The organism is Gluconobacter vitians (genome assembly GCF_015244565.1).
GTDB lineage: Bacteria > Pseudomonadota > Alphaproteobacteria > Acetobacterales > Acetobacteraceae > Gluconobacter > Gluconobacter vitians.
Map to the genome: position 1 here is coordinate 1 of NZ_JABCQG010000022.1, position 14,854 is coordinate 14,854.

At 58.3% G+C, this 14,854-nt stretch carries 10 protein-coding genes and 3 pseudogenes; 6 read left to right on the top strand and 7 right to left on the bottom strand.

The window, feature by feature from the left end:
- Positions 1-108: 108 nt before the first annotated feature.
- From HKD24_RS12910 to pxpB, 5 genes and pseudogenes are all read right to left on the bottom strand, one after another.
- Positions 109-1,082: pseudogene (locus HKD24_RS12910) on the bottom strand (MFS transporter); the annotation flags it as partial.
- Positions 1,083-1,163: 81 nt separating this feature from the next.
- Positions 1,164-2,081: a DMT family transporter gene (locus HKD24_RS12915; protein WP_194260649.1), complete on the bottom strand. Its 918-nt coding sequence runs from the start codon at positions 2,079-2,081 to the stop codon at positions 1,164-1,166.
- 164 nt (positions 2,082-2,245) lie between these two features.
- The gene (locus HKD24_RS12920) at positions 2,246-3,013 is read right to left on the bottom strand and encodes a LamB/YcsF family protein (RefSeq protein WP_194260650.1); all 768 of its coding nucleotides are present in this window, start codon (positions 3,011-3,013) and stop codon (positions 2,246-2,248) included.
- Complete coding sequence (locus HKD24_RS12925) at positions 3,010-4,014, bottom strand: 5-oxoprolinase subunit C family protein (RefSeq protein ID WP_194260651.1); 1,005 nt, start codon at positions 4,012-4,014, stop codon at positions 3,010-3,012. Before HKD24_RS12925 ends, HKD24_RS12920 begins: the two co-directional genes overlap by 4 nt.
- Positions 4,011-4,643, bottom strand: coding sequence for a 5-oxoprolinase subunit PxpB (gene pxpB / locus HKD24_RS12930; protein ID WP_194260670.1), 633 nt, complete (start codon positions 4,641-4,643; stop codon positions 4,011-4,013). Before pxpB ends, HKD24_RS12925 begins: the two co-directional genes overlap by 4 nt.
- A 378-nt stretch (positions 4,644-5,021) precedes the next feature.
- On the opposite strand from pxpB, the gene HKD24_RS12935 reads away from it, so the two are divergent.
- From HKD24_RS12935 to HKD24_RS12950, 4 genes are read left to right on the top strand one after another with little or no spacing between them, the layout of a single operon-like run.
- Complete coding sequence (locus HKD24_RS12935) at positions 5,022-5,777, top strand: SDR family oxidoreductase (RefSeq protein ID WP_194260652.1); 756 nt, start codon at positions 5,022-5,024, stop codon at positions 5,775-5,777.
- 41 nt (positions 5,778-5,818) lie between these two features.
- Positions 5,819-6,232 carry an acetyl-CoA carboxylase biotin carboxyl carrier protein gene (locus HKD24_RS12940; protein WP_407646378.1) on the top strand — a complete coding sequence of 138 codons (414 nt, stop codon included), beginning with the start codon at positions 5,819-5,821 and terminating at the stop codon, positions 6,230-6,232.
- Positions 6,229-7,596, top strand: coding sequence for an acetyl-CoA carboxylase biotin carboxylase subunit (accC, locus tag HKD24_RS12945; RefSeq protein WP_194260654.1), 1,368 nt, complete (start codon positions 6,229-6,231; stop codon positions 7,594-7,596). Before HKD24_RS12940 ends, accC begins: the two co-directional genes overlap by 4 nt.
- Positions 7,593-8,036, top strand: a complete 444-nt coding sequence (locus tag HKD24_RS12950) for a hypothetical protein (RefSeq protein ID WP_194260655.1) — start codon at positions 7,593-7,595, stop codon at positions 8,034-8,036. The genes accC and HKD24_RS12950 overlap by 4 nt, the downstream gene beginning before the upstream one ends.
- A gap of 62 nt (positions 8,037-8,098) precedes the next feature.
- Here HKD24_RS12950 and HKD24_RS12955 read toward each other — a convergent pair.
- Positions 8,099-9,300, bottom strand: a pseudogene (locus HKD24_RS12955) (pyridoxal phosphate-dependent aminotransferase).
- Between the two features lie 235 nt (positions 9,301-9,535).
- Here HKD24_RS12955 and HKD24_RS12960 point away from each other — a divergent pair.
- On the top strand, positions 9,536-11,029 hold the full coding sequence (locus tag HKD24_RS12960; RefSeq protein WP_407646379.1) for an aspartate ammonia-lyase: 1,494 nt from the start codon (positions 9,536-9,538) through the stop codon (positions 11,027-11,029).
- Here the strand turns inward: HKD24_RS12960 and HKD24_RS12965 are convergent.
- Positions 11,022-11,960: pseudogene (locus HKD24_RS12965) on the bottom strand (LysR substrate-binding domain-containing protein). The gene HKD24_RS12960 and the pseudogene HKD24_RS12965 sit on opposite strands and share 8 nt — an antisense overlap.
- Before the next feature lie 268 nt (positions 11,961-12,228).
- Here HKD24_RS12965 and HKD24_RS12970 point away from each other — a divergent pair.
- Positions 12,229-14,703 (top strand): TonB-dependent receptor plug domain-containing protein, encoded by a 2,475-nt coding sequence (locus HKD24_RS12970; protein ID WP_194260656.1) that lies wholly within the window; start codon positions 12,229-12,231, stop codon positions 14,701-14,703.
- Positions 14,704-14,854: the final 151 nt, after the last annotated feature.

Genomic DNA, 14,854 nt, shown 5'->3' on the forward strand with positions numbered 1-14,854 from the left:
TTCAATCAGAGGCTCCCAGATCGCCCATGTCTCGTCCGTAAAAGTGCCTGTTCCGTCTCCTTCTTCCATCCCTATAATATGGGAAGTGTTTCAAGTGCTAACAGGCCCTAAAAGGATCGGTGTCATGGTATGGAAATGCGGGAGAAAGCCGATTGTGGCAGCGCCTGCAAGGCAGATGGCCACGATAAACCGGCGATAAGGCGGGTGAATACCGTTGCGGAACGTAATGTGTTCAAGAACACGCCCGATAACGACGGCGCCAAGTGCTGCGGACAGGTAGCAGAGCGCCGTTCGCGTTCCTGTTCCCGTAATATCGATATGAAGTTCATGGATAAGATAAAGTGGCATTCAGGACATGACCAGAAAGTTGAGATAATTCTGGGTGCACTGGACAACAAGAATGCCCAGAAAAGACGGGGAACGGAAAAGGTACCGGGCCGCAGTGAAAGAGAAAGGAGCGTGGGCTGGGGTGGCGGCTTTCTCGGTCGGTGCACGATAGACCTTCCACCAGATCGCGGCCCAGATCAGCCCGATGACGCCAAGCGCCATGAACTCGAAGCGCCATCCGAACAGATCAATCAGATAGGCACCGGCGATCGTGCCGCCAGCCAGACCGAGCTGCATGCCGGTGAGCAGAACCGTCATGACGGAGCCGCGCTCTTTCGGAAGCGCCCAGTTGCGGACGACAGTGGCGCCGACACCGAAGGTCGGGGCTTCACCCACACCAAGCAGAACGCGGGTCATCAGGAACTGCGTGATGTTGTGGACCATCCCGCCCAGAAGCATGGCAAAAGACCAGAGCGAGACGGCCAGGCTGCCGATCAGGCGGGCTCCCTTGCGGTCCAGAAGCATGGTCGAGGGCAGGTTCAGCAGGAAATACGACCACAGGAAGCTGGACGAGACCCATCCCATCTGCACCGGGGAAAGCGTGAATTCCTTGCCCAGCGTGGGAAGGGCGATGGAGAGGGCCGCGCGGTCGCCATAGCTGATGACATACATCAGGAAGACAAGAAAAAAGAATATGTAGCAGACGGAACGTTTCGTTTCCGGGATATGGAGGTCGTGGTCTGGGCTGTTGTCACGCTGCCGTTCTCCGGGAATTTCTGTCGTTTCGGATGGTGTCTGAAATCAGGACTTGATGAAAAGAGAAGCCGGACGAGTGGTCAGGAGCCCTCGGCCGCTTCAACTGTTGCGGTTACTGCTGTCTTTGCTTTCGAAGCCCGGTCATGACGCAGCATCCAGATGCCGGATCCGATGATCAGAAGCGCACCCAGAGCCATGGCAACGCTCGGAACCTCTCCGAAGCCAAACCAGCCGATGATCGCGGCCCAGAGCAGACCCGTATAGGCAAAGGGCCCGATGGCCGAGACCTGCGTGGAGGCAAAAGCCTCGGTCTGGAGAACCTGTGCAATACCTGCAAAGGCTCCCACAACCACAAGGCACAGCGCGTCCTGCCAGCCGGGCGTGACCCAGATGAACGGGAGCGGGGCTGCGGTCATGACCGTCATGAGAATGGCCTGCCAGAGCGAGATGGTCGTACTGGCTTCCGTGGCCGAGAGCTGGCGGATCTGCATGGTCGTCAGCGCGCCGACTGCACCCTGAGCCAGCGCAAGCAGATAGATGACGGTGGAGACGGACGTTGCGTCCGTGTTGAGCAGTCCTTTCCCGAGAGCGACCACCACGACGCCGGCAAACCCGATCAGGACTGCAATCCAGCGCTGCAGGGAGGGACGCTCGTGCAGCAGCGGGATCGAGAGCAGAACCAGAAACAGGGGCTGTGTGTAGGAAAGGACCTGCTGTTCCGCCAGCGGCAGACGCGTCACCGTGATGACGACCATGATCATGCTGATCAGGCCGACGACGGAGCGGATGAGATGACCGCCAAAGTGATGCGTTTTGAGAATAATCCCCGTTCTGGAAGCAATCAGAAGAACAAAGGGAAGCGAAAACAGGTTGCGGAAGAATATGATTTCAAGAGTAGGAAGTCGCGATCCTGTCAGTTTCTGCAGTGCATTCAGAGCCGCAACGAAAAACGTGGCTGAAGCCAGAAGCACTGCACCGCGTTTCAGATCATGCTTCATTTCAACTCATACCCCGATGCACGATACTGACGCAGCAGTGCTTTGATAACAGGCCCGAAACTGATGCAGGAATGATCTCCTGCTACGTTATGAAAACGTAATGCATGTTTACGAAATCCGGCTATAGGAACTTCCGGCGGCGTAATAAGAATTTCTTATGGCTGTCAGTCATGCAGCTGGAAGGCTGGAGTCAGGACTGCGCCGGTCGCTTCAATTTCCGAACGAATGGCCTTGGCCAGTTCCAGCGATCCCGGAGTATCGCTGTGTACCAGAATGGACTGTGCCCTCACTTCAAGCCGTGAGCCGACCGAAGTCGTGACGGAGCCGTCCTCAAGGAACTGTCTGACACGTGCCCGGACGGCATCAAGATCGTGGATGACGGCACCGGGCTGGCCACGTGGCACAAGGGTACCGAGGCTTGTGTAGGCACGATCGGCGAGGAACAGGGTCTGGGCGCGGATGCAGGCTTTGTCAGCCGCACGCTCGGTAAGCTGTCCGGGCATGCAGAACACCGTCAGTTCCCTGTCCAGAGCCGCGATGGCACGGGCAAGCCGCAATGCGAGGCCTTCATCGGCATTGGCCATATTCCCGAAGGCGGCATGATAGCTGACATGGGTCACGCGATGGCCGTGCAGGGCGGCAACGGCCTGAAGTGCTCCGATCTGGTAGACCATCATGGCTTCCATATCGGCATCCGAGATGGACATGGCGCGGCGACCAAATCCCATGAGATCGGGCAGGCCCGGATGTGCGCCAATCCCGACGCCCTTTTCCTTGGCGAGCTGAACGGTCCGGTTCATGATCGCGTAGTCACCGGCATGGAAGCCACAGGCCACGTTTGCAGACGAGATGACATCCATCAGCCCGTCATCATCCGCGATCCGCCAGCGACCAAAGCCTTCGCCCATATCGGAATTAAGATCGATCTTCATGCTTTGCCTCCGGATTTGACGCCGTTTCGTGACTGACAGGACGCGCGGTAATGGGCTACCATCAGGCGCAGGTCATCAAGGTAGTGGCTGATTGGCTGTTCGGCTTCAACACCGGCCTCGTGGCTGCATTCCACAAAGCGGATGGCTGTCCCGATCCGGGCCTGACCCAGGCGCCAGAGATCGGCTTCGATGACGGTTGCGATCCGCGGATAGCCGCCTGCGGTGTTGGCGTCTGCAAGCTGAACAATGGGTTCGCCGGCTGGCGGAACCTGCACGATCCCCGGAATGATGCCATAGGAACGCAGTTCGATCCGATCATGCAAAGTCAAAGGCGCGCCACTGAGGCGATAACCGACACGGTTGCTCTGCGGCGTGATCCGCCAGGGATGATTCCAGAAACGCTCGCGGGACTCCTCCGTAAAACGGGCATAATCCGTTCCGAGGATTGCGCGCAGGAGCACGGTTTTTTCTTCGCACGGTCTTGTATCAAGGATGCGGGCAGGGGGGACAGCACCATAACCCGAGAGATGTCCGGTTGCAGGCTGCGTTACAAGCTCGTCCCCGGCTTCCAGAAACCGTCCTTCGACGCCGCCGAAGCTGCCCCGAAGCTGCGTGCTGCGTGAGCCGAGCACAACAGGCACGTCAATACCGCCGCTCACACAGACATAGCCCCGGGCACCCTTTTTCGGGATACCAACCTGAAGAACCTGTCCGGGAGCGGCAGTCTCGACGGACCATGCAAGCACAGGCTTGCCGTCCAGTGTCAGCGGCGCATCAATACCTGTGACAGCAAAACTGGTTGGTGTCTCGAACCGGATGACAAACGGGTAGGTCTGAAGTTCGATGCAGGCATCGCCCGGCTCATTGCCCAGAAGAATGTTCCCGACTTTCAGGGCCAGAGGATCCATGACGCCTGAACTGCCGACACCGAGATTACGATATCCCGGGCGTCCCAGATCCTGAATCGTATTCAGCGGCGCGGTTTCGAGGATCGTGATCACAGTTCGATGCTCTCCGGGTAAAAGCGGATACGATCGCCAATGGCAAAGAGGGAGGGGGAACTGCGATGCGGATCGAAAAGGCAGATTTCCGTATAGCCGATGGAATTCCAGCCATTGGGGCCGGTCAGCGCGGAAATCCCGGCCTGCATCCCGCCGATTGTTACGGTTCCTGCCGGCATGTTGAGGGAGGGAACGGATTTCCGCGGCGTGGCGATGCGGGGATTAAGGCCGTGCAGATAGCCGAAACCCGGTGCGCTTCCCACGGCACAGACCGTGTATTCGCCCTCATGATGAAGCCGGATGACCTCTTCGGGAGACAGGCCGGTATGGGCGGAAACCGCCGCCAGATCGTCACCCAGCGCACCTCCGTACTGCACGCCCACTTCGAAGAGCCGTCCTTCGATCTGAAGGGGCGGGAGTGTCTCCCAGGCATTCCGGAGCCAGTCTGCGATCTGTTCCGGATGCTCGGGGGCATGGGTGAAGATCAGGAGCAGGTTCGTGACGCCGGGGACGAGTTCCTGAATGTCGGGGCGGTTTTCGGTATGGGCGATGAGGGCCCAGATCCGCTGCTGCTGCCGCATGGTGAATTCGCCAGGGGCTTCGAACAGCATGGCGCGTGTGCCCATCATGCTGATGACCGGGGCGTTGGTGGCGTGATGCCGGTCCGGTGTGAGGAGCGTGTCTGCGGTCAAAACATGCAGTTCCCGGGCTGTGACGGTTCCGTCTCATGGTCTCAAAGCCGCTTTTGAGGCGGCAACGAAACGATATGACCGGTGCGCGGATGATGACCAGAGCAATTCGGCGTTTGAGGGCATCGGATAATCTTATGGTTCTCAGGGGGCTAGCGAGGGTTCCATCGGATTATGTTATGGGGCAAGAACGAACGGCTCTTGGTGTTTGTGAAATAACTCCATTAGCGTCGGAATAATACTCCTGCCGGATGTTCCGTATTTCATGCGGTGCTGATGGCGGTCTCTTCCTGTCCTCCAGCAATGGGTCTCACTCGCATGAGCAATACTCCTTACCGCACCGCTCTCGTTACTGGCGCTTCTTCCGGCATCGGCGCTGCCATTGTTCGGCGGCTGAGCGAAAGCGGCATTGAAGTTCATGCCCTGGCCCGCGATGCGAAGCGCCTTGAGACACTGGCCAGCGAGACAGGCTGCATTCCCCATGCTGTCAGCGTGTCGGATCAGGCAGGGCTTGAGGCACTGATCGCCGGTCTGGAAGTGGACGTTCTGATCAACAATGCCGGCCAGTCCCGCACGGGCAACATCACGAAAACGACGCCTGAAGACATCGACGCTCTGGTGGACGTGAACCTGCGTGCCGTTCTGCAGCTGACGCGCTTGGTCGTGCCGGGAATGATCGAGCGGGACCGCGGGCACATCGTGAACATCAGCTCCATTGCCGGTCACTATGCCTTTACAGGCGGCAATACGGTCTATCATGCAACGAAGGCCGGTGTGCATTCGCTGTCCCAGCAGCTGCGCTGTGATTTGTTCGGCCGTCACATCCGGGTGACGGAAGTCTCGCCGGCTCGTGTGGAAACCGAGGTCTTCGGCCGTCTGATCGGGGACATGGCCGAGGCGAAGAAGCGCTTCTTTGACGAGTATGAGTCCCTGCTTCCGGAAGACATTGCCAACTCGGTGGCGTTTGCGGTTCTGGCTCCCCAGCGCATGAATGTCAGCTTCATGGAAGTGCTGCCGACGATGCAGGTCGTGGGCGGTCTGAACTTTGCGAAGAAAACCTCTGATCCGGCCTGATATCAGTGGATATCTCACAGATCAGACGCCTGATCGATCTCATGTCTCAGGCTCCGATTGCGGAGCTTGAGATTGAGGAAAATGGTCGGAAGATCCGCCTTGCGAAGGGCGGTGGAAAGACGGGTGTGTCGCCTGTGGCGGCCACTCCGGTTCCGGTAGAAGCAAAGGCCCCTGTTGCACCGGCGGCTCCATCGCCCATAGCGACAGCGCCCAAGGCAGCCGGGACCGTCATCACCGCGCCGTCCTACGGTGTCTTTCACCTCGCTCCGTCGCCGGATGCGCCGCCTTATGTCACTGTCGGCCAGAAGGTCGAGGCAGGGCAGCAGGTCGGGCTGCTTGAGGCCATGAAGGTTTTCAATCCGGTCCGCGCAACGGCTGCGGGCGTGGTTGAAGAGATCCTCGTGGCTGCCGGCACGGAAGTTGACATGGGAACGCCTCTGTTCCGCCTGGTATGAGTGACATGCAGCGTTTCAAAAGAGTTCTGATTGCCAATCGCGGGGAAATTGCCCTGCGGATCCAGCGCGCCTGTCGTCAGCTTGGACTGGAGACGGTCGCGGTCTATTCGGAAGCGGATGCGGACAGCCGTCATGTTCATGAAGCGGATGTGGCGCTGTGTATCGGTCCGGCGGCAGCTTCCAAAAGCTACCTCGATATGGAAGGTCTGCTTCTTGCTGCGAAAGTGATGGAAGCGGGGGCCATTCATCCGGGATATGGCTTCCTTTCTGAAAATGCGGATTTTGCGGATGTGGTGGAAGCGGCCGGTCTGACCTTTGTCGGGCCTACAGGTGACTCCATCCGCATGATGGGCGACAAGATCACGGCAAAGCGGGCCATGCGCGACGCAGGTGTGCCCTGCGTGCCGGGGTCCGACGGGCCGTTGCCGTCTTCTGCGGAAGAGGTCCGGGCCATTGCGCTTGAGGTTGGCTTTCCGGTGATCGTCAAGGCGTCCGGTGGCGGCGGTGGCCGTGGCATGCGGGTCGTGCACAGTGTGGACGAACTGGATGATGCCGTGGCCCTGACGGCCAAGGAGGCCCAGCAGGCTTTTGGCAACTCGACGCTGTATCTTGAAAAATACATGCAGAAACCGCGCCATGTGGAAATCCAGGTCCTGTGTGACACGCATGGAACCGCGCTATGGCTCGGGGCACGGGACTGTTCCCTGCAGCGGCGTCACCAGAAGGTTCTGGAAGAGGCACCGGCTCCCGGTATTCCGCCCGAAACGATCGCCGAAATCGGGGAGCGCTGTGTTGAGGCCTGCCGCCAGATTGGCTATCGCGGGGCGGGGACGTTCGAGTTCCTGTATGAAGACGGGATCTTCGCGTTTATCGAGATGAATACCCGCGTGCAGGTCGAGCACCCCATTACGGAAGAGACGACCGGTATCGACATTGTGGCGCAGCAGCTTCGGATCGCGCAGGGTAAGACGCTGGATCTGCGTCAGGAAGATATCCTGATGCAGGGCCATGCGATCGAATGCCGTCTGAATGCGGAAGATGCGGCAACGTTCATGCCGTCTCCGGGCACGGTGACGCGGTGGGATCTGCCGGGTGGTCCGGGTATTCGCGTCGATACGCATGTGGTGAGCAACTATACGGTTCAGCCTTACTACGACTCCCTGATCGGCAAGATCATCAGCTATGGAGCAACGCGTGAACAGGCGATTGCCCGGATGCGGGTGGCGCTGGCCGAGATGCGGGTCGAGGGCATTTCGACCAATATCGCGCTGCATCAGGATCTGCTGGCTGACCCGCAGTTTCAGGAGGGTGGCGTCGATATCCACTATCTCGAGCGCTGGCTGGCAGAGAGGTCACCATCATGAGCACTGTGGAAAATCAGGTACCGGTGTTTCAAGGAATCCCGTCCTTAGACGATCTCGCACGGATTGCAGATCTGCTGGTTCAGGCTGGACTGGAGACGATCGAGCTTTCCGACGGCAAGGGCGCGCGGTGCTTTCTGCGTGTAGATGCTCCTGCTTCTGCATCCCATGTGCCGACTTCTGATGTCTCGCCGGCGCCTGCTGAGGCAATGCAGACTGATATTGCGGTCAAGACCCCTTATTTCGGAGTGCTGGCGCTGACGGATCTGGCGGAAATTGGAACGCTGGTGCGACAGGGCGATGTTGTGGCCCAGATGCGGATCGGAACCCTGCAGGTTCCGGTCACGGTTCCTGTCGAGGGAACGGTCGTGGAGGTTGTCGGGCAGGATGGTGTGCTGACCGGCTATGGCGCCGTTGTCGTACGGATCGAGCCGACTGTCTGATCGCGGCAAAGCATATCGGGTCTACAGGAACGAGGAAGCCGTAAGGCTTCCTCGTTTTTTGTTCAGGTCAGGGATGCGATGAAATCTGCGATGCGGCGGCAACCTTCCTTCAGCGTTTCCCGGTCGGTCGCATAGGAAATGCGGAAGAACGGGCTCATGCCGTAAGCGCCGCCCTGGACGGATGCAACCTGCTTTTCTTCTAGAAGCGCCATGACGAAATCAGCGTCCGTCGCAAGGTGCCGGCCCTTGGGTGTGGTCTTGCCGAGGCAGGCACCGATCTCAGGATAGACATAGAAAGCGCCCTGCGGCGTGTGGCAGGTTACGCCGGGAATTTCGTTCAGCAGACCCACCACCAGATTACGACGGGACTGGTATTCTGCGGCACGCTCCTTCAGGAAATCCTGCGGACCTTCCAGAGCGGCAATGGCAGCAGCCTGGGCGATAGTGTTGATGCCACTCGTTGACTGTCCCTGCATGTTGTTCATGGCGGCGATCAGATCACGCGGCCCGCCGCAATAGCCAACACGCCAGCCGGTCATGGCATAGGCCTTGGAGACACCATTGACCGTCAGCACGCGATCTTTCAGGCGGGGTTCGACTTCGGCGATGGTGCAGAACTCGAAATCGTCATAGATCAGATGCTCGTAAATGTCGTCCGTCATGATCCAGACATGCGGATGCTTCAGGAGAACGGCCGCGATCTCTTCCATGTCCTCACGCGGGCAGCAGCGCCGGTCGGATTGTTGGGGAAGTTCAGCAGAAGCCATTTGGTTTTCGGCGTGATAGCCGCGTCCAGCGCCTTGGCGGACAGGCGGAAATTGTCCTCAGCTGGGCAGGGGACCTGCACCGGTTTTGCGCCGCACAGGCGGGCGATATCGGAATAGCTGATCCAGTAAGGGGAGGCGAGAACGACCTTGTCTCCTGCATTGCAGGTCGCCATTATGGCACCGAAAATGATCTGCTTGGCGCCATTGCCGACGAGGATTTCGTCCAGCGCATAGTCAAGATGGTTTTCCCGCAGGAACTTGGCCTGCACGGCCTTCTTGAGCGCGGGTTTGCCGTCCTGTGGCGGATATTTCGTATCACCACCACGCGCCGCAGCAATGGCAGCGTCCACGACACGGTCGGGGGTCGGAAAATCTGGCTCGCCGGAGGAAAGGCTGACGATCTTCAGATCTTCCGCCTTGAGTTCGCGGGCCTTGTCCGTCATGGCGGCGGAGGCCGAAACTCCAATTCCGTTCAGTCGATCTGCAAAACCGGGCATCGATGGGTCTCCATTGCCGCATGGGTTAAGGGCGTGTGCGCGAATGGAGGTATCGTAAGTCGTTTCGATGGCGTCGAGATACTGCCGAAAATTGTCTGACCCTATATCACAATCATATGGGGTTGAATCGAAGTCGCAATAATAGGCTCGGGCTCAGTCAGGAGTTGCGAGACTTCTGCAGATCCTTTTGGCGAAGGGTCGTACTCTGGTTCAATTACAGCTCTGGATATCCGAAATGACGCCATCTGCACTCCAGTCAGACGCTCTGACCGACATGATGCCACAGCAGACGGATATGCCACCACCAGCCGGTTTCCGCGTCGAGAAAGACCTGCTGGGAGACGTCAGAATTCCGGCGACGGCGCTGTGGGGCGTTCATACCAGCCGGGCTGCGGCGAACTTTCCGATCAGCGGTGAAACGATTGGCGCTTTTCCCGAATTCATCCGCGCTTTCGTGACAGTCAAGCAGGCTGCGGCGCGCACGAACAGGGCGCTCGGATATCTGGATCAGAAGCGGGCCGACCTGATTGAGGCAGCCTGCGAGGCGCTGCTGAAGAGCGAGGACTATCGCGGCAGTTTCATCGTGGATGCCATGCAGGGTGGGGCGGGAACGTCCACCAACATGAACGTCAACGAAGTGATCGCCAATGTTGCGCTGGGACTGGCTGGAAAGAAACCCGGCGATTACCGCGTCCTGCATCCGAATGACCATGTGAACATGGCGCAGTCCACCAATGACGTCTATCCCACGGCACTGAGGCTTGGCGTACTGGCCGCAACAGGGCCCTTGCTGGCTGCGCTGGAAGATCTTGCCTGCGCATTTGGGAAGAAAGCCGATGAGTTTGCCTCCATTCTGAAGGTCGGGCGAACGCAGTTGCGGGATGCCGTGCCCATGACGCTCGGGCAGGAATTCAGGGCCTTTCAGCATGCGGTCGAGACGGAAATCCGCCATATCAGGGATCAGTCCGCCACTTTCCTGACAGTCAATCTGGGAGGGACGGCGATCGGAACAGGGCTGAATACAGATTCGCGTTATGCGGACGCCGTTGTCGCAGAGCTTGGCAAGCTGACTGGTCTGGCTGTAGCGGGAGCCGCGGACAGGATCGAGGCGACTTCGGACGTTGGGGCTTTCGTCCTGTTTTCGGGTGTTCTTAAAAGGCTTGCGCTCAAGCTGTCCAAGATTTCGAACGATCTGCGCCTGCTTTCCAGCGGGCCACGTGCGGGTATTGGCGAAATTACGCTGCCCGCCGTGCAGGCGGGATCGTCGATCATGCCTGGGAAGATCAATCCGGTCATTCCGGAGGCCGTCAATCAGGTAGCGTATCTCGTTGCAGGGTATGATGTGACACTCAGCATGTGTGCCGAAGGCGGGCAGTTTCAACTCAATCCGTTTGAGCCTATGATCGGATACTGCCTGTTCTCGTCTCTGAAAACGCTGACCTCGGCCGTGACGCTGCTGACGACGAAATGCGTTGCCGGCATCGCCGCGGATGCCGATCAGTGCCGTTACCTGTTCGAGCGCAACATTGGCATTGTCACCGCGCTCGTGCCCGTACTGGGCTACGACACGTGCTCGCAGATTGCCCGACGGGCCCTGTCGGAGAACCGGACGGTCTCCGAACTCGTGCTTCAGGAAAAACTGCTGTCCGAGACAGAGCTTGGCCATCTGTTGCGGCCTGAATTCCTGACGCAGCCCAATGTCGGAAGGACGAGTGCGGGCGCTATGTAGTTGGGTGCGTTCCGGGCCAGTTGTGCGACGACGCCATGGTCCGGGCGAGGTCGATCAGACGTTCCCGCACCGCAACCGAGGCCTCGGTTTCAGGCACGAGTTCCGGAATGCAGAGCGAGACGTTCTCGCTGATGACCGGATTGCGCAGGGCATAGATCCGGGATTTGCCCTCAACGGCGATCCGGCTGGCGACAGACCAGGGAAGGATGGTGCTGCCAATCCCTTCCTGAATCGCACCCTGGAGCGTTGTCAGGGCTTCGATTTCCGCGACGATGGTCGGCTCCAGTCCTTTGCGCATGAAGGCCATGTCGATGGCCTTGCGGACAAAGTTGTGTTTCGGAGGGACCAGAAGCGGAATATCCGTAACGTCTGCAAGCTGGACCGCATCGTCGTTGTCGTGAGGGATCTCAAGCGCATGGGGGGCGAGGAGGAAGAACTCTTCCTTCATCAGCGGCGTGAAGCTGACGCCTTTCATGGGGCCGGAACCATGAATGACCGCCATATCCAGACGGCCGGTCATGACGAGCTCACTATAGATGTCGTCAAAGCTCTCGGTCAGATGCAGGATGATGCCCGGGAGATCCGCGCGGATGCGGCGCAGAAGCTCAACAGACAGCGTGGAACCAGCGCTGTAGGGAGAAAGGCCTACGGAGACCTTGCCGACAAGTGGACCATCGCCCTGCGTGATCTCGACCATGGCCCGGTCGAACTGCTTGCTCAGGATCTGGACATGGCGGTAGAGGACGGATCCGGCGATGGTCGGGGTAACACCGCTCTTGCTGCGGATCACCAGCTTCTGGCGGAACGCACTTTCAAGCGCTGCGAGCTGCTGGCTGAGTGCTGGCTAGGCGATGTTCAGCAGGTCGGCAGCGCGTGAAATGCTGCCGAGGTCAATGATCTTCACGAAGGCCTGCAGACGCCTGATATCCAACTGATCCATCTCCTCGGGTAAACAAACCTGCCCCTGATAGTCTGCCTATCGGGGAGGGTCGTCAATAAAGTTACAGGAATATGGCCGTTTTTTTAAGCTCATGCGGCAGAGCGCTGTATCTTCCGGCTGTCTGCCCCGAGACGTAATTTTCATGCGTCCTCGTTGCGAAATTGGAATATAACTAATCCATATGACGCCAAAACATAACGTATCCGTACCATAAACTCATGCTTTCGTATCGGGATTCCGGCGACTTGAGAGGGATGCAATGTTGATTGGGTCAAATTGGAAACTCTGTCTGGTCGCAAGTGCTGCACTGGGCGCATTCATGCCGGATATCGTTCTTGCTGCGTCGACTGCAGCATCCGAGCCGGTAAAACACCACAAGGTCATCAAGAAGAGTGCGAACGCTGCTCCTGTGCGGAGTAAAGCGCCGGTCCATCGCGCTCCGACGTCGCTTCAGGCTGAAGCAACTGAAAGTATCCGCGTTGGTGGACGACAGACGAACTCCGTCTTCTCACCAGTAACGGCACGTCACAGCACGACGCAGGTGACCGTGGTGACGGGCGCTGAGCTTCTGAAAACGGGTCAGACCAACGTCCTGTCCGCTCTGGCGCAGGCCAACCCTGCGATCACGACCGCAGCTCTGCCGGGCGGTGGTGCAAGCGCGTTTGTCCAGACAATGCAGCTTCGCGGACAGTCTCCGGACGATACACTGATCCTCGTCAACGGCCATCGCCGCCATATCGGTGCGAACTTCAATTCCAATGCCGGTACGAACTGGGGCAGTGAGCCGAGCGATATTTCGCTGATTCCTGTCTCTGCCATTGATCATATCGAAGTCATCACGGAAGGGGCTTCGGCGCTGTACGGGCAGGATGCCATTGCAGGCGCGGTCAATATCGTGCTCAAGCGCGATACGCATGGCGGCAGCATCAACTTCAAGAACAGCGGTTATTATGCCGGTGACGGTCAGGGGCTTGATGGCTCGGCCAATTATGGCATGGCCCTGGGCAATAACGGCGGGTATCTCGACCTTGCGGCTCAGGTGACGCATCAGCTTCCCACGACGCGTGGTGGTGATTTCTACGGCACGCTGTTCAGTGATTCCCGCAACGAGACCGCGAACCGCGACGTTCAGCGCGGGCTTGGCATTCCGAAATCCACGCTTGAAACCCTGAGCGAGAACATGTCGCTCCCGCTGGGGCATGGGTTCAGCGCCTACAGCACATCCACGTTCTCGCACCGCCGCGCCAATGTGGCCGAGACGTATCGGAGTGCTGCGGACTCGGATATGTGGATCAATACCGATCTGTATCCCAACGGCAACCAGCCCTACATCACGATGGATCAGTACGACTTTGAGACGGATAATGGCATCCGCACTCACAAGTTCGGTTTCGCATGGGATGCGTATGTGACCTTCGGGCGCGATGCGCAGAAATACGGCACCAAGGATTCCGAGAACGTCTCCCTCCCGGACAGCACCCAGACCTCATTCTATGATGGTTCCTCCATCGCAACCGAACTGACAAGCGGCATTCGTGGATCACGCTCCTTTCATACAGGTCTGCTGCCACGGCCGATCGATCTGAAGTTCGGTGCGGAATACCGGCATGACACGTTCCAGATGACGGAAGGTGAGACCGCATCATGGGAAGGGCTGGGCGCCACTGACCATCCGGGTAACGTTCCGATGGCTGTGACCAACCAGAACCGCGATGTCTATGAAGGTTTCGCCAATCTCGATTTCTATCTGACCAAGAAGTGGGAATGGACGCTGGGTGGGCGTGTTGCCAGCTACAACAATTTGGCGACTGTTGAGACCGGATCCGTCGGTACCCGATACAACTTCACCAAGCGCTGGGCTGTGCGCGCCAACATCAATTCGGGCTATCGTCCACCGACGCTGGGCGAGATGTCCTATTTCTATTCGGCGCCTTATCCTGGCTATACGGTCGATCAGGTCCCGGCCAACAGCACGATTGCCAAGTATCTTGGCTCGGGCAGCATGAAGGGCGAGTATTCCCGCAGCTACAGCATCGGGCTTGATGCGACGCCGGTGAATGATTTCCATGTGACGGGGAATCTTTATTACATCGCCATCAATTCCCGCCTGGGAAGCACCAAGACCTATAACGTGAACACGAATGATTCCGTGCTCATGAACCTGCTCGCACAGAACAATCTTGAGAGCGCGACGTCACTGTCCTATTACGCCAACCTCTACAACACCCAGACTTTCGGTGGTGATTTCAGCGCCGATTATACACTGCATACGCAGCACCTGGGTCAGTTCCGGTTTGCAATGGGCATCAACTTTTCTGATACGGAAATCCGTTCGGCAAGAGAGAATTTCGTCAACGAGTACACCAAGCAGGTCGTGCTGCACTCGGCGCCGAAGAACCGTGAGCAGATCAGCGTGAACTGGACCTATGGCAAGTGGTCGGTGTTCGTGCAGGAAATGCGTTACGGCTCGATCATCTACATGGCAGCACCGACAGGTCCGGGCAGTGTGCCGTTCATGCAGAATCCGGCGCTGCTGACCAATCTTGAAGTGGACTACAAGATCATACCCCGCTGGACGATCGGTGTGGGCGACAACAACATCGGCAACAAGTATCCGACGCGTGTTCCGTCCTCGATCTCCAACACGCAGCAGGGCCTGTCGAAGTACGCCTCATACTCGCCCTACGGCTTCAACGGCGGAATGTATTACGTGAAGACTTCGATCAACTTCTGATCGCTGGCAGAAACGCAGCTTCCGGACTGGCTGGAACAACGGGCGGGCATGGGATCGGTAAAACGGTTCTGTGCCCGCCCGAATTCTGTTGCAGGATGAAGTTTTTATGAAGCTGCGGAACTATGGGATGAATTAGGGCGCAGGGGCGATT